The 24435-nt window shown below is 56.7% G+C and carries 13 protein-coding genes; 9 read left to right on the top strand and 4 right to left on the bottom strand.

The window, feature by feature from the left end:
* Nucleotides 1–176: 176 nt before the first annotated feature.
* The gene (locus I2E77_RS14100) at nt 177–1577 is read right to left on the bottom strand and encodes a sensor histidine kinase (RefSeq protein ID WP_195451143.1); all 1401 of its coding nucleotides are present in this window, start codon (nt 1575–1577) and stop codon (nt 177–179) included.
* Between the two features lie 237 nt (nt 1578–1814).
* Nucleotides 1815–2537 carry a response regulator transcription factor gene (locus I2E77_RS09820; protein WP_191405816.1) on the bottom strand — a complete coding sequence of 241 codons (723 nt, stop codon included), beginning with the start codon at nt 2535–2537 and terminating at the stop codon, nt 1815–1817.
* A gap of 287 nt (nt 2538–2824) precedes the next feature.
* Here I2E77_RS09820 and I2E77_RS09815 point away from each other — a divergent pair, with 287 nt between their 5' ends.
* The 5 genes from I2E77_RS09815 (at nt 2825) to I2E77_RS09795 (ending at nt 6955) form a co-directional block, all read left to right on the top strand.
* Nucleotides 2825–4033 carry an IS110 family transposase gene (locus tag I2E77_RS09815; protein ID WP_195451142.1) on the top strand — a complete coding sequence of 403 codons (1209 nt, stop codon included), beginning with the start codon at nt 2825–2827 and terminating at the stop codon, nt 4031–4033.
* Between the two features lie 367 nt (nt 4034–4400).
* Entirely contained in the window at nt 4401–4538 is a 138-nt protein-coding gene (locus I2E77_RS09810) for a hypothetical protein (RefSeq protein WP_172749773.1), read from the top strand.
* Nucleotides 4539–4550: 12 nt separating this feature from the next.
* A complete protein-coding gene (locus I2E77_RS09805) occupies nt 4551–5459 on the top strand; it encodes an ABC transporter ATP-binding protein (RefSeq protein ID WP_191396075.1) in 909 nt (302 codons plus the stop codon).
* A complete protein-coding gene (locus I2E77_RS09800; protein ID WP_195451141.1) occupies nt 5456–6211 on the top strand; it encodes an ABC transporter permease in 756 nt (251 codons plus the stop codon). Before I2E77_RS09805 ends, I2E77_RS09800 begins: the two co-directional genes overlap by 4 nt.
* A 12-nt stretch (nt 6212–6223) precedes the next feature.
* Nucleotides 6224–6955, top strand: coding sequence for an ABC transporter permease (locus I2E77_RS09795; protein ID WP_195451140.1), 732 nt, complete (start codon nt 6224–6226; stop codon nt 6953–6955).
* A 430-nt stretch (nt 6956–7385) separates the two neighbouring features.
* Here the strand turns inward: I2E77_RS09795 and I2E77_RS09790 are convergent, their stop codons facing one another.
* Nucleotides 7386–12470: a glycoside hydrolase family 97 catalytic domain-containing protein gene (locus I2E77_RS09790; protein ID WP_195451139.1), complete on the bottom strand. Its 5085-nt coding sequence runs from the start codon at nt 12468–12470 to the stop codon at nt 7386–7388.
* 294 nt (nt 12471–12764) lie between these two features.
* Nucleotides 12765–14228, bottom strand: coding sequence for a helix-turn-helix domain-containing protein (locus tag I2E77_RS09785; protein ID WP_191441788.1), 1464 nt, complete (start codon nt 14226–14228; stop codon nt 12765–12767).
* A 619-nt stretch (nt 14229–14847) separates the two neighbouring features.
* On the opposite strand from I2E77_RS09785, the gene I2E77_RS09780 reads away from it, so the two are divergent.
* From I2E77_RS09780 to I2E77_RS09765, 4 genes are all read left to right on the top strand, one after another.
* On the top strand, nt 14848–15858 hold the full coding sequence (locus I2E77_RS09780; protein ID WP_243252587.1) for a DUF4349 domain-containing protein: 1011 nt from the start codon (nt 14848–14850) through the stop codon (nt 15856–15858).
* Between the two features lie 15 nt (nt 15859–15873).
* Nucleotides 15874–17133: a serpin family protein gene (locus tag I2E77_RS09775; RefSeq protein WP_195451137.1), complete on the top strand. Its 1260-nt coding sequence runs from the start codon at nt 15874–15876 to the stop codon at nt 17131–17133.
* A 50-nt stretch (nt 17134–17183) separates the two neighbouring features.
* On the top strand, nt 17184–17786 hold the full coding sequence (locus I2E77_RS09770; RefSeq protein ID WP_087235263.1) for a hypothetical protein: 603 nt from the start codon (nt 17184–17186) through the stop codon (nt 17784–17786).
* 526 nt (nt 17787–18312) lie between these two features.
* Nucleotides 18313–24144 carry a TIM-barrel domain-containing protein gene (locus I2E77_RS09765; protein ID WP_195451136.1) on the top strand — a complete coding sequence of 1944 codons (5832 nt, stop codon included), beginning with the start codon at nt 18313–18315 and terminating at the stop codon, nt 24142–24144.
* Nucleotides 24145–24435 lie beyond the last annotated feature (291 nt).

The raw sequence follows: 24435 nt of genomic DNA, 5'->3' as shown, positions 1-24435 counted from the left end.
GCAATGCTCTTTATAAAAGAATTTTTAGCCATCTATTTTGGTTCCATTATGTAGAGAGAAGAAAAATACATCCGAAAGAAGAGCACCTACCTCACGCTTGCCGGGCTCTTCACGGTTGGCAAAACCGGGCGGGGATACTTCTACTTGTCCCCGCCCGGTTTTTTGATGCCAGCGCGTCAACCGCCCTGCGCAGACTCCCGGAGCGGCTCGCAGGGAAGCCGCATCTCTCCGGAGAACCCCTCGCCCGGCGCGGTACGCGCGGTAAATTGCCCGCCGTGGGTCTCGGTGATGCGGCGGACGAGGAAGAGGCCCAGCCCATGGGCGCGCTTCGGCGCGTAAGGGGCGTTCAATACGGAGGCGAGCTTTTGCGGGTCCGCGCCAACCCCGTCGTCGCGGACGGAAAGGAGGCAGGTATTTGTCCCATCCCGGCGCACGGAAACCCGGATGGCGCATCCCTGCGGGTTGTGCAGGACGCTGTTTTGCAACAGATTGGTCAGCGCGCGCAAAAGCAACCGCTCGTCCCCCTGCAAGCGGATGGATTCGTCCACCTCCTCCAGTTCTATCCCGCAGGGATTTTCCGGCATCGCGTTCATAAAATCGGTCACGGCGCGGCGGACGAGCTTTGCCGGGCGCAGCCATTGGCATTCCAGGGGCTGCATGTCGTATTCCAGGCGGGACACCAGGTTCAGGTCGCTGACCAGGTCGCGCAGGCGGACCCCCTGCCGGCAGATCACCGCGGCCTGCTCCTGCTCCGGCGGCGGGAGTGCGGGATCGTCCTGCAATTCGCCCGCATAGCCGAGGATCACGGAGAGGGGCGTGCGGATGTCGTGCGAAATGCCCGCGATCCAGTTGGCGCGCGCCTCGTCCTTTTTCCGCAGCGCGTCGTCGCGGCGCTGCAATTCGCCGGAAGCCGCGTTGATCCCAGCCGCCACCTCGCGCAGGCTGCCGCGCTCCGCCAGCTGCACCGGTTCCCCGCGCGCCAGGCAGGACAACCCGTGCAAAATCGGGCGTACCGGCCGCACCGTCCACCAGCAGAGGAATGCATAGATCAGGATCGCCACCAGGACATTGCCGACCAGGAACAGCAGCACACATTCAAAGATCGTCCGGGCGTCCTGCTCTGCAAAATTGAGCGTGTAGCGCATATACGACCCCTTGGGGTATCCGGTCACCACCAGGCCGTCCGGGTGTTCCCAGCAAAAGACGGGATAATCCTGCAAATAGTACCGGGTAAACCCAGCGACGTCCCTCGGGGTGTAGGAGAGCGGGATCTCCTCCGGCAGATCCATGGACCAGATCACATCCCCGTTGTCATCCAAGAGCATGGCCCAGGCGCTGTGCGCGCGCAATTCTTCCACAACGGATGGGGCCAGCTGGTATTCGCCATCCTGTTTGGTCAGGCCCTCCACGGTGTCCCGCACCGCCCAGGTGGGGGAGAAGTCCTCGTCGCCCTCGTGCGTATCGTACAGGACGCGCAGATAGATTGTCAGGCCGGCGATATTCGCCACAAAGAAGACCAGGAAACAGACGAATAGGCCGATCAAAAAGCGCCCTAAGAAGCGCTGGATACTTTTCAAGATGGACACCTCCTGCAGGGCAATCCCTTTTGTTTATCGATGGGAGATAGCTTTTAAAATAGGTTTTTCTGAAGATTCCTTTCAAGACAACGCAATGCGAGCCGCCAGTGTAGGCGCTGGGGCGCTTTTGAAACTGCTTGCTCTAAGGGCCGCATGCCGCGCAACGCTGCGCGGCGGCTGCAAACGGCGTTTGCAGGAAAGCGGCGGTTTGCCCGCCGCTTTGCGGCCCGGCCCAGGTTAGGCGTTCTTCGTGGGCGCCAATTGCAGTTTATAACCCAGGCCGCGCGCGGTCAATAGATACTGCGGATGGGACGGGTCCTGTTCCAGCTTTTCACGCATCCGGCGGATGTGCACCATCAGGGTGTTTTCATAGCCGTAGAGGTCGTCGCCCCAGGCGGCCTGGCAGAGCGCGTCGCTCGTGACAATGCGGTTGCGGTTCTCATAGAGCTTCTTTAAAAGCGCATGTTCCTTCGCGGTGAGCGTCCACTCCCGCCCGTCCTGCGCGCGGACCAGGGACGCGCCCAAATCGACCGTGCGGTCCCCCAGCGAGAAGGCCGGAAGCTGCTCCTGGCGGATCGGGACATAGACCCGCCGCAGGATCGCTGTGATGCGCAAAGTCAACTCTTTTGGAAGGAACGGCTTGACGATGTAGTCGTCCGCCCCCATCCCCAGGCCGATCAGCCGGTCCTCGTCCTCCCCGCGCGCGGTCAGGAATACCACCGGCAGGGGCGAAATAGCGCGCATCTGCTGCATCAACGAAAAGCCGTCCCCGTCTGGCAGCATCACGTCCAACACCGCCAGGTCGGGTTTTACCGCGCGCAGTTGTTCCATGGCGCGGGCGCAGTCCGGCGCGAGGAACACGCGGGTAAAGCCTTCCCGCCGCAGGATCTCGTCCACCATGCGCAGCAGCTGCGGTTGGTCGTCCACCACCAGGATTTTCTTTTCCTTGAGTTCATCCATGGGAATCCCTACTATTACAATAAATTTGGACAGGAAAGCCGGGCAGCCAGTCCGGCTTTCTCTCCATCTCGTGCCTAAGCTACAATAAGGGGAGCAACTGGCTGACCAATCCCTCCTTGGGCTTTTATGTCCGTTCGAAAGACTGTCAGCCATCCTCTTGTTGCAGCGTTCGATTTGAGCAGGTTGAGCCACCGGATACCGGAGAGTTCGTGTCACCCAATAGATTGAATCGGCAACGAGAAAAGATGGATTTCCGGTTGCAGATTCTTGGTATTGGAGGAATGTGAATGAACTGTGTTGGCATCGATGTTTCCAAGGGCAAGAGCACGATTGCAGTCATGCGGCCTTTTGGAGAAGTAGTGGTTTCACCCTTTGAAGTGTGCCACACCGCCAGTGAACTGAGTGAGCTGGCAAGGCTGCTCAAAAGCCTGGACGGTGAGACCCGTGTGGTGATGGAATCCACGGGCAATTACCATGCGCCGGTGGCCTGGCTGCTCCACGGCGCGGGGCTTTATGTTTCTGTAGTCAATGCAATGCTGGTGCACGACTACGGGAACAACAGTTTAAGACGGGGCAAGACCGACAAGAAGGATGCCGTGAAGCTGGCCAACTACGGTCTTGACCACTGGCTCACACTTCCGAGATATGTCCCGGAAGAAGATGCCCGGCTCATGCTGAAGACCTGCTACCGTCAGTACCAACAGTATTCCAAAGTACAGACCATGCTGAAAAACAACTTGATCTCCCTGCTGGACACCGCTTTTCCTGATGCAAACCGCCTGTTTACCAGTCCGCCCCGCGCCGATGGCAGCGAAAAGTGGGTGGACTTTGTAGCTGCTTTCTGGCGTTGCGAATGTGTCTGTGGCCTGTCTAAGAAAGCCTTTACCACCAAGTACCAGAAGTGGTGCAGAAAGCACAGCTACAATTTCAGTGAAGATAAGGCGCTGGACATTTATGTCTCCGCCTGTGGACGCTTCGGTGTCATGCCGAAAACAAAGACGGCAAAACTTTTGGTAGAACAGGCCATTTCCCAACTCCAGGCAACTTCCGCCGCATTAGCTGCTCTCAAACAGGAGATGCAGTCTCTGGCAGCTTCTCTGCCAGAATATCCTGTAGTGATGGGGATGTTTGGTGTTGGCCCCACACTCGGCCCCCAACTCATAGCTGAAATTGGAGATGTGCGCCGTTTTCATTCCAAGAAAGCGCTGGTGGCCTTTGCGGGTATTGACGCCCCGCCATACCAATCCGGCCAAATAGATGTCCGCAGCCGCAGCATTTCCAAGCGGGGATCTGCCTCCCTGCGCAGGACACTTTTTCTGGTGATGGGCGTCCTCCTGCAATGCGCTCCAATGGATGAGCCGGTCTACCAGTTCATGAACAAGAAACGCTCTGAGGGCAAGCCATACCGTGTCTACATGATGGCATCCGCCAACAAGTTCCTGCGCATCTACTACGCCTCTGTGAAAGCCTACTTGGATTCTCTGGAGCACAACTAATTTTCGTGTCATACCATCTGGTTGGCCGCCGTTTCGATTTTGAGATGCTCAGCGGCTTGATTTTGTGTTGTCTTTTTGCCGCTCCCTCAAATCTGAAATTTCTACTTGACTTTTGTTAGCAGGTCTTTCAATTTGAAAATTTCTAAGGCCACGCGATTTGAAAACATGCAGCCCCGCATCCCGCGCCGCAAAGCGGCGAGCTTTTGCGAAACCGGCTTTCACTTATGCCGTGAGGTTATTATAACACACCTGTATTTCCCATTTCACGCCGCAACCCTTTTTGTAAGTCTGCCGTAAGGTTTTGTGCAGCTTCCTGTAAGGAACCCGCGTTATGCTATATCCAGTCAATCAAAAAGGAGGCGTTCCTATGGAACGGATGAAACGGAGATTCGGCGTCCTGGCGGTGATCGCTCTCGTGGCGATTGCCTTTGCCGCAGTGAGTGCCTTTGCAAGCCGGGCGGTCTATCAAAACAGTATTCCCGCCTATTATGCGGGATTGGTATAAGGAGGTGCGGGGATGGAGACGATCGTAAGTACAGAAGGGTTATCCAAAGAATACGGCGGTGTATTCCGCGTCAAACATGTGGATTTACAGATTCGCGAAGGGGAGGTCTACGGCTTCCTGGGGCCCAACGGCGCAGGGAAATCCACGACCATGAAAATGCTGTTGGGCCTGGTAAAACCCACCCAGGGCACGGTACATCTCTTTGGAAAACAGATGAACGACAAAAACCGGGTGGAAATTCTGCGCCAGACCGGGGCATTGATCGAATCGCCGTCGTACTACGGGCATTTGACCGGCATGGAAAATCTGCGCGTCATGCAGAAGCTGCTGGACATCCCGGAGAAAAACCTGCGGGAGGCCCTCCGGATTGTCCGTCTGGAAAACCAGGCCGGTAAAAAGGTGAGCCACTATTCGCTGGGGATGAAGCAGCGCCTGGGCATTGCGATGGCGCTGATGCGGTTTCCGAAGCTGCTGGTCTTGGACGAACCCACCAACGGGCTGGACCCAGCCGGGATTGAGGAGATCCGGGAGCTCATCAAGGCGTTGCCGCAGCAGTACGGCATGACGGTGATGCTGTCCAGCCATCTGCTGGCGGAGGTCGACCAGATGGCGACCGCCGTGGGAATCATCGACCACGGCGAGCTGATTTTCCAAAACAGCCTGGAAGTTTTGCGGAGGAAGAGCGCCCATTATGTGGCTGTCCGGACACAGGACCCGGAGGAGGCCGCGCGCCTGTTGGAACGGTACCGCCCCAAACGCGAGGCCGGATGGCTGCTGCTGGAAAATCTGAGCGACGCTGCGGTGGCGCAGATCAACCAACAATTGGTTTGCAGCGGCGTGCAGGTATTCCGCATTGAAGAGCGGCAGCGCAGCCTGGAGGAGATCTTCCTCGATCTCACCGGAAAGGAAGGCGCGCTATGATCCGTTACCTTTCCTTGGAGTTCTATAAGATCCGGCGGCGCGGCGTCTTCTTGACCGCACTGCTGCTCTGCGGCGTGGAGGGGGCCTGGACAGCCTATTCCGTGCAGAGTTATTTTGAAGAAAACGGCGCAAACCTGATCTGGAACAACCTGTTTACCAATTTGGCGATGCTGCACGGCCTGTTCCTTCCTCTGGCGATCGCGGTCCTTTCCAGCCGCATCTGCGACATGGAACACAAGGGCGACACCTGGAAGCTGCTCGGCGCCGCTGCGGAACCCATGGGCAAGCTGTATTTTGCCAAATTCCTCTGCACGTTCCTTCTCCTGACCGTCACCCTGGTGCTGGAGCTGGCCGCGCTATTGGCGTTTGCCGCATGGCAGGGGTTCCCGGGCCCAATCCCCGTAGGACTGGTGGGAAAGGTCTTTTTGGGGACCATGCTCGTGAGCGTATTTGTGTTGGCGCTGCAACAATGGATTGCCATGGCGGTGCCCAATCAACTGGTCGCATTGATTGTCGGCATGGCCGGGTCGTTCCTTGGGCTTGTGGGCGCGTTGTTTCCGCCGCAGGTGCGCGCATTTTTGCCGTGGTGCGGCTATGCGGAATTGTCCTCCGTGCAGGCGGTCCCGTTGGGGGACCATGAGTGGCAGTATTTGGCGATGGACCCCAACATCGTCCCAGCGCTCTTGGTGTTTGTCCTGGGGATCGTCGTATATTTCCTGGGAAAGCGCCGCCTTTGCCGGAAAGAGTTTTAGGAGGGATATGCCATGTTGAGACATGCAGTTGCGGCGGAGGGCCGCAAGCTGAAAGGGTCGTGCATTTGGCTTGCGTTTCTGTTTTTGCCTGCGTTCAGCGTCTTTGTTGGGTGCGCCAACTTTTCGATGAACCGGGAGATTTTGACAAACGAATGGCAAAGCCTGTGGACCCAGGTCAGCCTGTTTTATGGGGACCTGTTCCTGGCGGTATTGCTCTCCATCTATGCCGCCTATGCGTGGCGGTTGGAGCATTTAAACCACAACTGGAACACGCTGATGACCGCCCCCGTCCCGGAGCGCAACATTTTCTGGAGCAAATTCCTGGTGATTGCGGGCCTGAGTTTTGTGACGCAGGTGCTCTTTTTTGCCCTGTATCTGGCGGCTGGGTTCTATTTTGGCTTCCAGTCCCCGGTGCCGCCGGATGTGATCCGCTGGTTCCTGTGCGCATGGATTGGCTCCCTCCCGGTTGCGGCGATGCAGCTCTTTTTTGCCATGCGCATCCGGAGCTTTGCGGTGCCGGTGGGGATCGGGTTTGCTTGCAGCGTCGTTGGGTTCCTATTGGCTGCAAAGGGCTGGTGGGCTTGTTTCCCCAACGCCCTGGTGATTGCAGGGATGGGCGCTGTCAGCCAGGAGGCGTTGGGACAAGTGGATATGGGGATTTTCTTCGTGATGTGCGCCGTATTTACAGCGCTGTTCTGTGGCCTGTCCCTTCTTGTCCTCAAAAGGGCCGATGTCAAAAGCTGACCTCCGGTCGGGACGCGGACGCACGGCGTCTTTCGCGCCTACGGCGGACGCACGGCGTCTTTCGCGCCTACGGCGGGCACGCAGTGCCTTTTCGCGGACCTCCGGTCAGGACGCGGGCACACAGTGCCTTTTCGCGCCTACGGCGGGCACACAGTGCCTTTCGCGCCTACGGCGGGCACACAGTGCCTTTCGCGCCTACGGCGTTCCCTACAAAAGGAAACTGCAAGGAATTTGCTTGCCACTCCATACGGGGAAGGCTCTACAGAAGCAAGCCAATCGCTTTACAAAAGCGAGAAAGGAAGAAATCCAACGTTCCCACACGACATCCGGAAAACAGCAGCGAAAAACACAGAAGGACCCAGCCCTAGGAAATCTCCCGGGGCTGGGTCCTTGCAGTTTATCGGGAAGAAGTCTTCCTTTTTATTTTCGATTAGCCAATGGTTACAGCACAATGCTTCGTAGCGTTCTGGCCCGGCAGGGTGGTGTAAACGCCCGTGCTCTGGCCCGGCGTGCCGATGGCATAGACTCTGTAGTAGTAGTCGTTGCCAATCTTCGCCACAAACTGCGTCTTGAGCACATCGCCGTTGCCGACCGTAAAGCCCGGCGTCATGGCGTTGCCGTTCACGACCGTCATCTTGAAGCAGTATGCGCTGCCTCTCTTCAAGGTGAAGTTGACCGTCGTATCGGAAACCACATAGGCGTTCGCTGCCACGCTCTGGCTTGCAGATACAACGCCCGCTGCGCCGTATGCATTGCCAATGTTCGCGGACGTGCTGCCGCCGGAGCTGCCGGCGTTCGAACCGCCGTTGCTCACTTCGACCAAGTTGGCCTTTGCTGCGCGCGCCTGTGCGACCGCGTTATCCACAACCGCCTGGCCCTCTTCTGCGTCGAGGGTCTCATCCGCCAGCAGGGTCTTCAGGTTCACAATCGAAGCTGCAACCGCTGCATAGCTCGTTGCTGTGTAATCGGAAGCATCCAGTGCTTCGAGCTCGTTCAGCAGAGCTTCCAGTTCGCTCTTATCCGCCTTCTTGCGGAGCGCTGCCATGGCCTCGGTCAGCGTCTGCGCCGCCGCGTCGATGGTCGCCTGCGCGTCGTCCTTCGTCAGCGCCTTTGCTGCATCGAGCGCCGCCTGGAAAGCTTCCTGGCCGTCCGGCAGATACTTGCCCTCTGCGATCTCCGCCGCAACTGCTTCCGCCTTCTCGATCAAGTCGTTCAGGCTGCTCCGATCGGAGGCACGCACCAGGCCCTCCGCTGCGTTCAGCAGGCCGTCGTATGCCTTCGTGACGTCCGCTTCCAGCGGCTCGCCGTCGGCAATAACTTCCGCTGCCTGCGCCATTGCGCCGGCAAATGCCGCCCAACTGTCGCTCGTGAAGTCGTCCTCCACCAGGCCGCTCAGCAGGTTATACAGCTCTTCCAGTGCGCTCGTGTCGCCCGCCTGGAAGTCCAGATAGTGGATGACGTTCAGCAGGCCGCTCCAAGCCGCATCGATCTGCGCCTGGGTTGCCGCGTCGTCGGCCAATACCGCTGCCGCCGTGTTGTAAGCCTCCATGAAGGCTTCCTTCGCCGCCGTGACCAGCGAATCGACGGTGCCGTCGTCCACATAGGTCTTTGCATAGTTGTAGGTCTCTTCCAGGATGCGCTTGTCCGTCACTTCGAAGACGAAGTCCAGAGCAATGGAGCCGTTTTCGACCGTCGCCGTGTAGGTGTAGAAATTGCCGCTGATGAGCTGCGGTTCGCCGCCGTTGATGGTCACGGAGCGGAAGTTCTTGCCCGCCACGCGCGGCACAAAGGTCAATTCGACTTCCGTGCCGTCTGCGACGTCCTTCATTTCGAACTTGCCGAGCAGGTCCGCGATCTTTTGCGGTTCGCCGTCCACCGTCAAGGTGACGTCCTTGTTGTTATAGGTTGCTGTCAGGTTCTGCTCCTGCGGCTCTGCTTCGGGATTTGCAACCGCAAACGGCAGGACGGTCGCCTGCTCTGCGCCCTCTGCTTGATACGTGAAGTCCTCGAAGGTGATGTCGGTGTTGACCGTTTGGCCGCCGTTGAGCGCGATCACGCCGATTTTGATATCCTCTGTCGCGGCATTGCCGACGGAATTGCAGGTCTTCTCGTCAATTTTTACCCAGATTGCATTGTCATAGCTGTAATAGGCGGTAAAGGTGGTACCGTTTTTCTCCAGCTTGAGCCATGCGGGAACGCCCTTCTGCTCGTCGGGGAGTGTGGATTCATCATAGCTGCCCTCATAGCGCATGCATTCGAAGATGTTTCCGCCGAGGCGCTCGTGATAGCGGCGCATAGCGCCCATCAGGTGTTTCTCATCGGTGAAGGCCACGAGCCCAGCGGTCTGGAAGGAAGCATAGAGGTCTCCAGTGACCTTGACCGTTACAGTAAAGTTTTCATCCTGCGGGACGCTTACCACCATGTTCTTAATGGCCATGGAGTCCCCGTCCGGTTTACCAACATCGCTTCTCTGGGAGGTGATGGTGACGGAATTTTCCCCGTTCAACCGGATGTTCGCCGGGTCTTCGCGCACGATGCTCCAAAAGTCCTCATTGAGGATAAACGGTTTGGCCGTGACCGTCACGGTGCACTCCGCTTTGACCTCGGGATCCAGTGCGGAGGATGCGGTGATGACTGCGGTGCCCGGCTTCACGGCGGTTACCTTTCCGCCGGAGACCGTTGCAACCGATTCATCGCTGGAGGACCAGGCCAGATCCTTGACCAGGGCGTCTTCCGGCAGCAGGGTGGCTTGCAGCGTATCCGACTGTCCCTCTTCCAGGGAGAGTTCCGTGCGGTCCAGCACAATGGATTCCAGGGAAGTGGGCTTTTCGCGCAGAATCTTCACTGCACAGCCGCCGCCGGCCTTGACCGGGATGGAAAGCGTATCTTCCTTGGTGACGGTCCTCGCCTCAAAGGTCATGCTGTTTTTATCGCCGGTGCCGTCGCGATAGATCAGGGCATAATACGTGCCGTCGCCCAGGAAATCCAGGGGGAATTCCGCATTGCGCGCGTCCACGGAGACGCAGGCGCCGTACCAATCTTCCCCGTCGCGGCGCACCATGGTGGTGAAGTCGCCCGGATAGCCGTCGATCAGCTTGGTGTCGTCCCAGACGACCGGCATATTCTGATAGAAGGAGTACGCCGGGCTGCTGCGGTAGTCTTCAATGCTGCTGGCTAGGCAGTGCATGCCGCTCTGCACGAGCACGGACAAGGCCAGCTGGAAGCCCGTCGTCGTATTGTTGCTGCCGCGCGGATAAATCTGCTCGGTGACGTCCGCCGGGCCGATGGCTGCGCGGGTGAATGGGATCACCGAATACTGGAATGGCGTGAGGGAGTGCTCTTCGCCGCGGATGGCTTCGCGTGTAACCACGTTCGGATAGGTGCGGACCTCGCCGCTGGGCTTGTTCGCGCCGTGGGCGTTGACAATCAGGCCATATTTCGCGCAGTCCTTGTAGATATCCTCATAGAGCTGCATCCGGTCCTGCGCCTCGCTGTCGAAGAAGTCGACCTTGATGCCCTTGATGCCCTTTGCCGCCCACTCCGGCAGGCGCTCCGCGCGCTTCTCCGGCGTGTTCAAATCATCGCAGATGACCCAGGCGATCAGGCCGACGCCCTTTTCATCCGCATACGCCTGGATCTCGTCGTACCAATCAAAATAGCCCTCGTAGGCATAGCGCTGGCCATCCGGGTTCGGGGCTTCCGGCTGCCAGCCGCGGTCCATAATAAAGTAGTCCCAACCCATCTCTGCGGCAAAGTCGATGTAGCGCTTGATTTCCGTCGTGTTGCTCTGCATGTTAAAGCCGCCGACCAACCAGGTCCAGGAGGAAACGCCGGGCTCCACCCAGGAATAGTCGTCCTGCACCTCCGGGTCGGGGTCCGGGCTGAGGTTTTCGACCATGGTGTTCTCTACAATGTCGTCCAGCCCGCCGATGATCGCCGTGCGCCACGGGGAGACAAACGAAGCCTCCGCGTTGATCGGATTCGACCCCTGTTCCAGGGACGGGACAACCTGCAACAGGCCCGTGCCGTCCGCCTTCACCATGGAGCCGGAATAGCCGCCGCTGAGGTCCGCCTCGGTAATCAGGGCAAAGATGTCGTCCGGGGTCTTGACGAGCAGGGGAATGGACTGGTTGCCAGTGACGCTCTCTACCGGGTTTTCGGAGAAGGAACCCTCATAGGAGAACCCGCCGCTGCCGTAGGGCATATGCCAGAGAGTGGAACCCTGCGGGACCTGGAACGCGGTATTTTCCGCGGTAATCTCAAAATCTTCGTCCGCATGGATCGCATAACGGACGGCGATGCCGTCGTCATAGGAGCGGACTGTCACGTCAAACGGGACGCCGTCCTTGGTAAAGGAAATGGTGCGCTCCTGCGCGCGGTTGACGTATTCCGCCTTTTTGCGGGAGGGGACGGTGTAGGTTTCGTCGATCTGCTTGATCTCCGAAACGCCGCTGTATTCCAGCCCCGTGGAGAAATCCGCCACGCTGGTTTCCATGCCCAGCGCCGCCCAGTCGAGGACGGTTTTGCCCTCCTGCATGGCGATGTAGGACAGGCTGCCCTCAGAGCTCAGCCGCAGGACGGCCTCAATGGAGCCGTTGGGGGAGGGAAGCGTCCAGACGCGGCCTTCCACTTCGTCGCCCACGATGAATTCCAGCGATGCGCTGCGGGTGATCCCATCCAGGGTCGCTTCGCAGGTGATCTGCGCCACGCCGTTTTCGTTGGCCGTTACGATGCCGTCCGCTGAAACAGATGCCACCTCCGGATGGTCGCTGGTGAATACCAGGTCGCCGGGGGCAAAGACGGCGGCGTCCCCGTTCACCAGGGTGCCGCTGACAGAGACCGGCACCTGCTCGCCGGGCTGCAACATCTGGTTGTCCGCCTGGAGCGAGATGGACTTTAAGTTCTGCAAAATGGATTCGTCCAGCAGCAGCTTGGCGTCCGCCCAAGTGCTGTGGTCGCCCTGCTTGTCGCCGTCCCCGCCGTCCGTGGTGATGAGGGTCAGGGTTTTCGCATCCGCAGGGATGTCCACATGGATGGGGAGGGGGCCGCTGTCCATCTTGCGGACGTCGCTCCGGTAGGCCTCTTCACCGTCGATCTCCACCACAAATTCGCAGGAGCTCTTTTCTTTCTTGTCGTTGTTGTCGCCGTCGTGGATGCCGACGACCGCTTCAAACGCTTCGACGCCCATGTTTTCGATCGAATAGGTCAAGCTGGACGGCGCATGGATGCAGATGCCCTTTTCGTAGACGATATGGCCGCCGTTGCCATCCCGGAATTGGATGGGGTTTTCATCCAGGCCTTGGTCCTTTTGGGGTTCCCCCCAAGCGGTTGTCATGTCCGTCCATTGCAGGTCGCTGAGGTAGACGACGCCCTCCTGCTCTTCCACCAGCACTTGGCTGGGCTGCGGAGCAACATCCAGCGTGGCCCCCTGCGCAAACGCGACGGTTGCGCCGGAAGCGGCCATCTGCACAGCCAATAGCATGGCTAGAAGCGCTTTTGCCTTTTTTCCTTTCATGATAACTCCTCTCTCCTTCTCGGCGGGTGACCCCCGCTATTTTTTAGGGTAAATCTCTAAATATATTCAAGAAGATATCTTGATATTTAGAGCATTTTGTTAATTTATTAAAACACAGGATATATTTATATTTTATTACAAATTTGAATTATAAAAGAAATATTTTGAAATTAAAGCGAATGGAAGAGAAGAATCCCCCTCTCCGGGCGATGTGCTGGCCCGGAGAGGGGGATAAAATTTGCTTTGGCATAATGCAGCCCGCCGGATAGGGTTCTGTTTCCCGGCTGGAATGGGTCAAAACAGGCGCTCCAACTCCTCCATCTTTTGCCGGAGGAAGGCTTTGGTTTCGGAGACGCTAAAAACGTGGCGGCTGTTTTCCAGATAAGTAAAGAAATCCTCGAAACAGGAGGTTAAAGATTTTTCAAACAAAAGCATAACCCGGAATTGATGGGGGGTATGCTCATAGGAAAAAGCGATGGAGCCATCCCAAAATGCGATCACTTCCAAATGTGCCGGGAAGGGTGTTGGGTTATTGCGCAGCAAGATGCTTTTGAAGGCGGGCGGCTGTTCTTCGCAAAAGCGCCGGAGAAGTTCCCAGCGGTCGCGCGGCTCCAGAGGGGCGTAGATGGAGCTGGGGGTTTGCCGGAAACGCCCGGTACGGCAGAAATAGTCGATGCCTTCCCGTGTGAAAAAGCCGATATAGGCATGCTTTTCTTGTAAAAAAGCCCTCTGCCTATCGCAGTAACCGAGAAACGCTTGGATGATCTCTTCCCGGCCGGGAATATCATAGATGTATTTTTCGAACAGTTCCCGATCCATCGACTGGAGGATGTGCGGGCTACAGGAGCAGACCCAGTGCGGTGCGGCGCACTTTTGGAAAATGTTTTGGTAAAAGCGGATATTATCTGTGACCGTATCCAGAGTGGAGAGCATGAGATTGGCGTTTTTCCGGGCGTCGTTAAAGAGCTTGCGGAAAAAGGCAACATATTCCGCGCCGCGCAGGCATACCGCGTATTTTTGATTATAGGAAAGCTGTAGGGCGCATTCGCTGGTGACAATCAGATAGGGGAGGGAATTGCTGTTTTTAAAATGGGAGGTGATGTTGTCATAATAGTAGTAAGGCTGATAGGATTTGAGGGAGAACATCAGCTCCACGACAGCCCGCAGACAGCCTAAGTTGTAGTGGTTATCCTCCTCTTGCGATTCACTCTCCAGGCAAAGGATGTGCTGCACAGAGCATTCGCGCCCCAAAGTCAATGCGGAGAGGGTGTGGATCAGGAAATCGTAGTCCGGCTGTGCGATGACCAAAATTTCCCCGTTTGGCCGTGCGGTTTCCGCCCCCACCACCGCTTGGACAAGATTGTTGACCGGAAGGACCCCTGTGCGGACTTCTGAGCATCCGGAAGGAAGGGGCGGGGGTTCCGGAGGAGGAAGCGTTTCAGCAGGTTGCGTGCCCACATATTGGTTGAAAAAATTTAAAAATTCAAGCGTGTGGCGCCTGCGTCGGTAGCGCTCCTCCCCCATGCGTGAAATATCGTAAGCAGCCCTCAGTTCGAAGGCTTGCGTGGGGCTTAGCCGGAGTGCGTCCACAAGGCGGCTCAGGATCTCGGTGCTGGCGGGCAGCCGTTCCCCGTTGATGAATTTGTAGAGGCTGGACCGGTCGATTTTGCTGTTCCGTGCCAAGCCGTAGATGGTGAGCTGTCCCTTGTCGATCCTTGGCTGGATCAAGGCTTGTAATTTTTGCGAAAATACCGACATAAATTGTACTTGTTCCTCCTTCCTCTACCTTTTCTTTGCTCGAATAATATCCTTGTTTCCCTTCCTAAAAGGTTCAAAAAAATGGCACAATTTGCTTTATATCCAGTATAACATACTGAAAAAGGCTTTGGTAGCATGCTTTTCCTATAAAATTTGTGAATCAAACCGCTCGGGTTTTGTGAGGAAGCAAAGGGGCAGGCGCTGGCAAAAATATCTGCGGGATACAATCCGGCGGGCGCTTTGCCTCAGGGGTACGCCGGTTTTTGGATAAAACATTCCAAAATTCCGTTAAAATAATGAAAAGACAAAAGGAGGAAAAAGATTTATCCTTTATAAGTACCCCAAAAATCTTCCGGAGGGCAAAAAGATGTTTGCCTTGTCCGCCGGGGGGGAGCAAACCAATCCGCTTACAAGGACTGTTTGTGAAATACGGGGCTGGGACGGCAATCCGACTGTTCCAGCCCTGTATTTTTTAGAACGGCACGCCTCTTGTTTGGATTCCATTTGTCATCCATTTGTAACCATTTTCTTGAAAAATTTCAGGAAGCCGCCGTGTATTGAGTATGACAGAACAAAGGGGGCGGATACAGAAAGGATAGGAGGGATTTGATTGAAACAGATGAAGCAAAAAGGGATTGCGCTGGCAATCGGGTTGGCCATGCTTTGCAGCGGATGGCTGACCGCGTGCAGCGGGCAGAGCAATGGGACGGACGCGACAGCGGCCGCTGAATCCCCCTCTGCGGAATACGGCGCGATGGATACGGTGGGCGGCGCGATGCCGCAAGCGGCAAATGAGGAAAGCGCCGTGGAGACGGATGCGGGCGCAGGAGGCTTGGATACGGCGGCGCGGCCCACGGACGGCGAAAAACTGATTGAAAACTTATACTATGAGATTGAGACCTTACAGTTTGACGACTCGGTTGAACAAATCCAAAGCTTGTATGAGAGCTTAGGAGGCTATGTGCAGGAGTCCAGCGTCGAGGGCCTTTCCGGGCAGAGCCTGCGCTTTGCGCACTACATCCTGCGGATTCCCCAGGAAAAGGCGGCCCAGCTCAAGGAGCGCACCGCGGAGCTCGGGAATGTCCTGCGGACAGATTCCAGCGTGCAGAATGTCACCGACGAGTATTACGACATTGAAGCCCGCCTCAAAAGCCTGCGCACCCAGGAAGAACGGCTCCTGGCGCTGTTGGAACAATCTGGTTCCCTGGAGGATATTGTGCAGTTGGAACAAGCGCTTTCCGATGTGACCTATGAGATTGAAAAGCTGACAGGCACCCTGCGCAATTATGACTCTTTAATCGAATATATGACCGTCACCATCGACCTACGGGAGGTCACCAGGGAAACCGAAGTCACCCAGGCGCCTGTCACATTGGGGGAACGGATCGCCGCGCAGTTCCATTCCACCATGGCGGGCCTGGGCCAATTCGGGGAGGCCGTCCTAGTTTTTGTGGTGGGCGGCCTGCCGGTCTGGATTCTCCTGGCAGCTGTATGCCTGGCCGTGCTCCTCATTGTGCGGCTTTGGAAGCGTTCCCGCAAAAAAAAGAAAGGGCAACTGCCCGAAACCCATTCCGATGATCCAGATGATCCAGAAGAAAACTCGAACAAAGATCCCAATATAAATGAATAAACGGAGGAAACAACGATGAAACGATTCAAGAAAATCACCGCGATGGCGCTGGTATGCGCCCTGTTGATGAGTATGCCGGCGCTGGGCGCGTCGGCAGATACAGAGCCGGTTGCGTCTGTGAACGAACCTACGCTGATCAGCGAGGAGCAGCAGGAGCAAAACTACGCTTCTGCCGCCGCAGATTTCTCCATGAAGCTCTTCCAGAACAGCATGGATTCCCAGAAGAACAGCGTGATTTCCCCGCTCTCGGTTTACCTGGCGTTGGGAATGACTGCCAACGGCGCGGAGGAAAACACGCTCGATCAGTTCGAATCCGTACTGGGGGGCGGCAAGGTCAGCCTGGAGGAGATCAACCGCAACAATGCGAAGCTCCTCTATGGCCTGCGCTCCAATGAGGACCGCAAGCTGCGCATTGCAGATTCCATCTGGTTTGATACGGCAAAAGAGCTGACCGTGAACCAATCCTTCCTCAATACGAACGCCCAATACTATGGCGCGGGCATTTTCCAGCAGGATTTCAAGGAGCCGGGGACATTGGACCGGATCAACGGATGGGTGAGCGACAATACCGAGGGAAAGATCCCCGCGATCCTGGATGAAATGGACCAGGACGCCATCATGTATTTGATCAATACCGTCCTGTTTGAAGCAAACTGGATGGTCCCCTATGACGAGAGCCAGGTGGAGCAGGGGACCTTCCATGCGGCGGGCGGCGACCAAAACGCTACCTTTATGACCTCCAAGGAGACCTATTTGAAGGACGGCGGCGCACAGGGCATGCTGAAATATTTCAGAGACGGCCGCTTGGCGTTGGCCGCAGTGCTGCCCCCGGCGGGACAGAATGTGGAGCAGTATGTCAAGTCTTTGACCGGCGAAAAGTGGCTCTCCCTGATGCAGTCCGCCGGGGTGGAAGAGGCGAACAGCCATCTGCCCAAATTCAAGTTTGAATATGAGAAAAAACTCGCAGAGCCGCTCAAGCAGATGGGCCTGACCGATGCGTTCGACGTGCAGAAGGCGGACTTTACCGAACTCGGCACGTACCAGAACCGCAACATCTCGGTCAATGAAGTGCTGCATAAGGCGTTTATCGAAGTCGACGAAGCGGGCGCAAAAGCCGGCGCCGCAACGGCGGTCGAGATGATTGCACGCATGTCCATGCCGGCCGGCGAGCCGGTGGAGCTCTGGTTTGACCAGCCGTTTGTCTGCGCGATTGTGGATACTGAAACCAACCTGCCGCTGTTTATCGGCACGGTGCAGAATCCCACAGCGGAATAATCCGCGTGCCAGAAGGCGGAAGGGTGGAAAGGCAAAAGGAGGGACGGGCGATGGCAAAGAAAGCGGCAGCGCTATTTTGTGCAGCGTTGTGTGCAGCGGCCCTCGCTGCATGCCGTGCGGAACCGCCGGCAGGGGGCTTTGCCGCTTCCTCGCAGCCGGCCCCTTCCAGCAACGGATCGGAGATCCTAGAGGGGGATGCATCCGAAGCGGAAAATCCCCCTCAAGAGGCCGAACGTTCCGAGGAAGACCAAATGGCCTTGGCAGCGGGCAAAGCGGTCTTTGACTGGATCTACCCGCTGGACAGCGCCTTGAACAGCGATATTGCTTTGATCGCGGTGGATATGACGGCGTTCGATCTCTCAGAGGATGGAAAAGAAGATTTGCTCCAGTATATAGAAGAGCAAAGCGGTTATCCTGCCCGGGAAGCCACAGCGGAGCAATTGGAGGACGAGGGACTCCTGGATGAAGACGGTTTCCAGAATGGAATCCTTCTCACGATGTCCTTATCAATGGAAGGGGAAGACCGTGCCGCCTTTTCTGCCAGCAAGTACCGCAGCTCTTTGGGCGCTGTTGGGACGAACAATGGAACCCTAAAGCGGGATGGGGACACATGGACAATTGACGCAGAGCAAATGGATGTGTGGATTTCCTGATCTAAATAAAATAGATCAAAAAGCCGCCCGGCAAAACTGCCGGGCGGCTTTTTGTGGCGCAATGGCGGCCCAGAAAGGCCAGAGCAAGAAATCCTTCTACTGTAACTGTGTGGTCAAATTTTGCTCGTTTAAAATAAAATCGCAATATAGTTTAGGACACCACAATTTATTCCATTGACAAGGATTTCCATTTAAGATATCATAGACATGTATCTAAAATTACGCATAATTTGAGGGAAATATTGTGGATATTCTATTGCGGATCAGCTGGATGTGCAGACTTTTTCGACTGTAGCAAAGTGGATTCACAATAGTGCTCCTTCTGATTCCGGAAAGGAGGGGATAACGGCTGAAGCGCACAGGTTACGCTGCCGCCATGAAAGAGAGCTTTGTCCCACTCATTTGGGGCAGGGCGGCGGTTGCCGCCCACAAAAAACGGTGAAATGGGACTCCTGTTTCACCGGATGAACCGTTTGGATGTTTTAACGACCATCCAAAGATTGTCCAAAAGGGAGAGAAACAAGGTATGAAAAGGAAAAAGAACCGGATCTTAAGCCTGGTGCTGTGCGCATCCATCGTTTTGTCCGGCGGCGCACCGATGACGTTTGCATCCGCAGCGGATGAGAATGTCGCGGTTGCTGCTCAGGTGAACGTGAATGGGTATGCATCAGAAACCATCAGCAACGTGCGCGTCCAGGTCCTGTCCCCGACGGTTGTGCGTCTGGAAGAAAAGGGGCCGAAAGGGTTTGAGGACCGCGAAACCTTCCATATTGCCAACCGTGACAATTGGGGAGGGACGGAAGTTACCCGCGAAGATGTGGGCGGCAGCGTCATCCTGCGCACCAGCGAGTTTGACATCACTGTTCCCGCGGATGCGCAGGACATCACCGGCATCACCATTTCCGGCAAAGAGGGCAACCTCCTGTGGAAATATAAGGGCATGCCGGGCAGCAAGGTCTATTTGCCCGATCCAGGCGAGGAAGTGTATGCCTGGGAGATGAGCGATACCCCGCGTATGACCATGCCGGAGTGGGGCTTTACACCGCAGCCGGCGGGAAACACGGAGAATGTGGACACCAACGGCTTTGATACAAACAACGACGCCCCGGATATGTACGTCTTCCTGCCGCAGGGCGACGGCGTACAGCTCCGCAAGGACTTTAACAAGCTGACCGGCCAGACCGAGATGCTTCCGCTTTCGGCCCTTGGCGCATGGGACAGCCGCTATTATGCAAACACCCAGGAACAGGCGTTGAAGCAGATCAAGGATTATCACGTGACCTATCAGGTCCCGCTGGATAACCTCGTTATCGATACCGACTGGAGAAACGCTTCCAGCGGTACGGGCTATGAGATCAACACCACGTTGTTCCCGGATATGAAAGGCTTCCTCCAGGCTGCAAACGACATGGGCGTCAACGTCATGTTCAACGACCACCCGGAACCGACCAAAAATGACCAGGGGCAGCAGAACAGCGCCATCATCCCGCAGGAGATACAGTTCCGCTTTGGAAACCTGACGAACCTGTTGAAGATGGGCCTTGACGGTTGGTGGTACGACCGCAACTGGCACACGACGATTGTCGCACCGGAGGGCTTCACCCATGAAGCGATCGGTGCTTCCCTCTATTCGTATGCACAGAAGGCTGTGTATCCGGACGAGCGTTTGTTCATGATGAGCAACGTCGACGGCAGCTCCAACGGCGCCGACATCGGCGCGCCGGATGTTGCGCAGCACCGCTACGGCATCACCTGGACCGGCGACACCGTCGGCCACCAGGAGACATTGCAGGATGAGCTGGAATTCACCGTACAGTACGGTGCAATCGCCGGCCTGCCGTACATTTCCTCCGATATCGGTAGCCATATGACCAATACCAACAACATGACGGCGGATGAGTACGTCAAATGGATGCAGTATGGCACGCTGTCCCCGATCTACCGCCCGCACTGCACTTGGGTTGGTTCCGCGGACGAGGGCCGTATGCCTTGGCTGAAGGGCGAGGATGCGTTGAACATTATCCGCGATTATGTCAACCTGCGTTATCGCCTGCTTCCGACCTACTACAACCTGTCCCATGAGAACTATGAGACCGGTATGCCGTTGGTCAGAAGACTGGACTTCGAATATCCCAAGTATGAGAGCGCTGCCAGAAACGACCAGTACCTGCTCGGCGAGGATATCCTGATTGCGCCCACCATCACCGATACCGAGGGCGGCGATCCAGCGGTTCCCGCGGAGTGGCTGACTACCCCGGACGGAGAGCCGGGCCTGAAGGCGGAGTTCTTCAACAACAAAAATCTGGAAGGCGAGCCGGTTGCAGTCAAGACGGTTGACAACATCAACTTCGACTGGGGCGAGGATTCCCCGGCGTTCGGCGTGAACGACGACGATTTCAGCATCCGCTTCACCGGCAAGATCACAATCGGCGATCAGAATGTCCAGCTCCAGACCTACAGTGACGACGGCGCCCGTATCTTTATCAACGACGAGATGTTTGTCGATTCCTGGAAAGATCAGGGGCCCACTGCGCTGGCGTCCGAGCGCATCTTGAAGGCCGGCGAAACGTATGACCTGCGCTTCGAGTACTATGACGGAGAGTACGAGGCTGTCTGCAAGATGCAGTACATCCCGCAGGGCGAGGCCATTTGCACGCGCACCGTGTGGATCCCGGAAGGCGAATGGATTGACGCATTCTCCGGCGAGACCATCTATGGCCCGCGCAGCATCGAAGTGGAAGCGCCCATCAGCGAGACCCCGATGTACATCCGCAAGGGCTCCGTTATCCCGCTGGCCGACGAGATGATGACCACGAAGGAGAAGGATTGGAGCCATATGACGCTGGACGTTTATCCGTCCACCAGTCAGAACGATACCACGACCCTCTATGAGGACGACACCATTTCCAACGATTATCAGGAAGGCAAGTTCCGCACCACCGAGCTCTCCACGAAGTTTGCGGACGGCAAGGTTTTCATCGTCATCGATGCGGCAAAAGGAACCTTTGACGGCGCCCTGTGCTTCGACGACCGCAGCTGGACCGTGCGCATCCATCAGCCGGAGGGCTGGGGCGAGCTGCAGAGCGTGAGCAACGGCACTACAGAGCTCTCCTTCACGAAGGTTGAGCAGGATACCAATGCCATGCCTCTTGAAGTAGAAGGCGGCGCAGCGGACGGCGTGGTTTACGAAGTGAAAGTCTCCGGCAACGTCTATGAGGCGATGCAGCTGGTTGCTACCTTCGGAAACCCGGTTGACCCGGAAAGCCCGGACCTCGACTACGACGAGCCGCAGACTTACGAAGGCTATAAGCAGCCCGTGAAGCGCACCATCGACGTCAGCGACGAAATGCCGTATGTTGTGGATCTGACTTCCCTGGGCAACCTGGATTGGGTACAGCCGAACGTCAACGATTACAGAGAGACCGTGCGGAAGGATACCACCACCCCGCAGATCACCTTCCTCAAGCAGTATGCCCGCAGTTTAGCCGGCTTTACCGACTATTGCACAACCTTCAGCTATTCGGACGGCCTGCCGATCCAGAATGTAGAAGCAACCCGCAATGGTTCGGTTATCTTTGATACCGGCGCCAGCTTCCAATTTACCGTGCAGGCGACCGAGCAGCCGAAACAGTTGATCCTATTCATCGGCGGATGGAAGAGCCAGGCGAAACTGGAAGTCTTCGATAAATCCGCGGACACGAAGATCGACACCTATACCTTTGGCGATGAAGAGAAATCCTATTACCGTATGGTCACCATCGACATGACCTCGTATACCGGCACGGATCTGGTGGTTCGTTACACAAAGACGGCTGATGGAACCCAGGACGGAAATATCACCTTCGCAGCGGCAGCGCTCCGCGACCCGAACGCAGAACCCGGTGAAGAAGTCAACAAGATTGTGGAACGCACGGTTGAAGTGACGCCTGAGTATCCGGCGAAAGTCAACTTGACCGAAGAGGGCAACCTCGACTGGATCCACCTTGGCCAGGCATCGACCTCTAACATCAACCGCAAAGCAGTCGAGGAAAAGCAGCTGGTTCTGACAAATTCTGCTGACCTCGTCGACTTTGACGATCATCCGACAGCATTCAGCTGGACGGACGGCTCCCCGGATAAGGAAGCAACCGATCTGATCACCGGTTTGCAGCAGAGCCAGCTGGGCAGCGACTTTACCTTGCAGGTGAAGGCAGGCCCGCAGGAAAAGACCTTGAAGCTCTATATCGGTGGATGGAAGGGCGCAGGCCGGTTGACGGTTTACGATGCTTCCGGCGTGACGGAGAACCAGGTCTATGACTTTGAAAACATGGACACCAACTTCTACCGCACGGTTACCATTAACCTGAAAGCAGAAACTGAATGTACGCTGTATGTGCGCTATGAACTCGTTGCACAGAACGGCGGCAACGTCTCCTTTGTGGCCGCAACCTTGAATGGGCCTGAGCAGGAGGCAAACGTGGATCTTGGCCTGGAAGCACCGGAGACGGTTGCAGCGGGCAGCGAGTTTGAAGTGAAGGGCACGATCGGCGGCCTGGATACGCTGGAAGGCCCGGTGGCAGGCTTGCAGATGATCATGACGTATCCGGAAGGCATGACCTGCACAGAGGTTGTCCCGAACGAAGTGCTGGGAGATACGTTTAAATACAGCATCCATGACGGCGAACTTCAGGTGAATTTCCTGTACATGTCGGATGAGATCGACGCGGGCCTGCCGGCGGACCTGGACAGCCTGTTCACGGCGAAGTTTACCACATCCGCAGATATGGCGGAAGGCGATTACACGTTTGGCTTGAAAAACATCGTGCTGAGAGATTGGAACAGCGCAGAGGTCCCGTATACCGCAGAAGGCGCATCCGTACATGTGACGGAACTGCCGAAGGAACCGCAGCCGCTGACGGTACTGTGGAGCGGCAACGCATCCATGAACGTCGAGGGCGATGCGGACGAAATCATCTCCTCCAATGTAATCTACGGCGCAAGGGTACAGCCGGGCGAAGAGCTGACCTTCACCTTCACCCCGACGGACGGCGCGTTCTCCGGAGCGCAGCTCAACGGCAAGGACATCGAGTTTGCAGCGGACGGCTGCACGTACACCTTCACGATGCCGGGCGAGAGCACGACCCTGCACTTCACGTTCACAAGCGTGGATAAGAGCATCCTGGGCATCGTATTGAAAGAGGCCAAAGCTGTGCCGCAGGAGGTCATCGACGGCCTGGTGCCGCAGGCGAAGGAGTTCTTCGAAAACGCCCTGGAGAACGCACAGACCGTTTATGGCAACGTGAATGCCACCCAGGAAGAGGTCAACGAGGCGTGGAGCGACCTTCTGGATGCGATGTACCTCTTGGAATTCGAAGCGGGCGATAAGGAAGTCCTGCTGCCGCTGATCAACATCGCAGAGCAGCTGGCGGAGCGCCTGGACGAGTTCAAACCGGGCACGACCGGGGGCTTCGAGGAAGCGCTCAACGCGGCGAAGGACGTCTATGCGGAGAAGAACCCGCTGAAGGCGGACGTGGACGAGGCATATGACAACTTGCAAGCAGCGATTGAAAAGTTGGAAATGCGTGCGGATATGTCCATCCTCCAGAACACGGTGAACAAGGCGAACGGCCTTGACCTGAACCTCTACATCGACGACGAAGCCATGGCGGCCTTCAAGACGGTGCTGGCAGAGGCGGAAGAACTGCTCGCGAATGCGAATGCCGGCCAGGCCGACGTGGATGCAAAGGCCGAGGCCCTGACGAGAGCAATGGCAGCCCTGCGGAAGATCCCGAACAAGGATGAGCTGAACAAGCTGATCGCGGAGATGGAGCAGAAGGATCTGGACGGCTACACCGACCGCAGCGTGGCAGCCTTTAAGGCGGCATTGAGCGTTGCGAAGACGGTTGCCGCGGATGCGAATGCAGACGAGCAGGCGGTCGCAAAGGCATATACCAACCTGGAAGCTGCCGCGAATAACCTGGTCAAGGCGGAGAAGCCGAGCTCGGGTAACAGCGGAAACAGCGGCAAAGGCAGCACGTCTGCCAACGTTGGCAACGCATATGGCGCAGCGGGTGTTGTATCCGCAGCCCAGGGCGTGACCAGCCAGAAGGCGTATGTGGTTTCCGATACGACGGTCAACTTCAATCTGAAGAGAGGCAGCGCATACTGCTTCAAGATGACGGTGGTCAACGGCAACGCCATGACGCCGAGCTTCACGGTCGGCAACGGCGATGTGCTGAAGACGCAGTTCGTGGCGAAGATCGGCAACGACTACTATTACAGAGTCTATGCCATCGGCACGCCGGGCCAGAGCACGGGCGTTTACACCACCCTGCCGGGCCAGAACGCGGTCAAGCATTGCACAGTTACGATTGCGTAATCGTGGACGAGACATCGAGATAAGAGGGAAGGCTTTTCCCTAATAAACAGCAAGGACCCAATCCTGAGAATCCTCAGGATTGGGTCCTTCTGTGTTTTATTCGTCTATTTTTTGCATGTGGTGGGATTGTGATTTTTGCTTGCTTTCATAGAGCTTCCAAATATGGAGCGGAAAGCAAACTCTTTTCCGTTTGCTTTCGTAGGGGACGCCGTAGGCGCGGAAGGCACTGTGTGCCCGCCGTAGGCGCGGAAGGCACTGTGTGCCCGCCGTAGGCGCGGAAGGCACTGTGTG

The sequence above is a fragment of the Anaeromassilibacillus sp. 1001302B_160321_C8 genome (assembly GCF_015554745.1).
In the GTDB taxonomy this organism is placed as follows: domain Bacteria; phylum Bacillota; class Clostridia; order Oscillospirales; family Acutalibacteraceae; genus Anaeromassilibacillus; species Anaeromassilibacillus stercoravium.
Note: the sequence above shows the minus strand (reverse complement) of the source record. Positions and strands in the feature narration are given on the sequence as shown.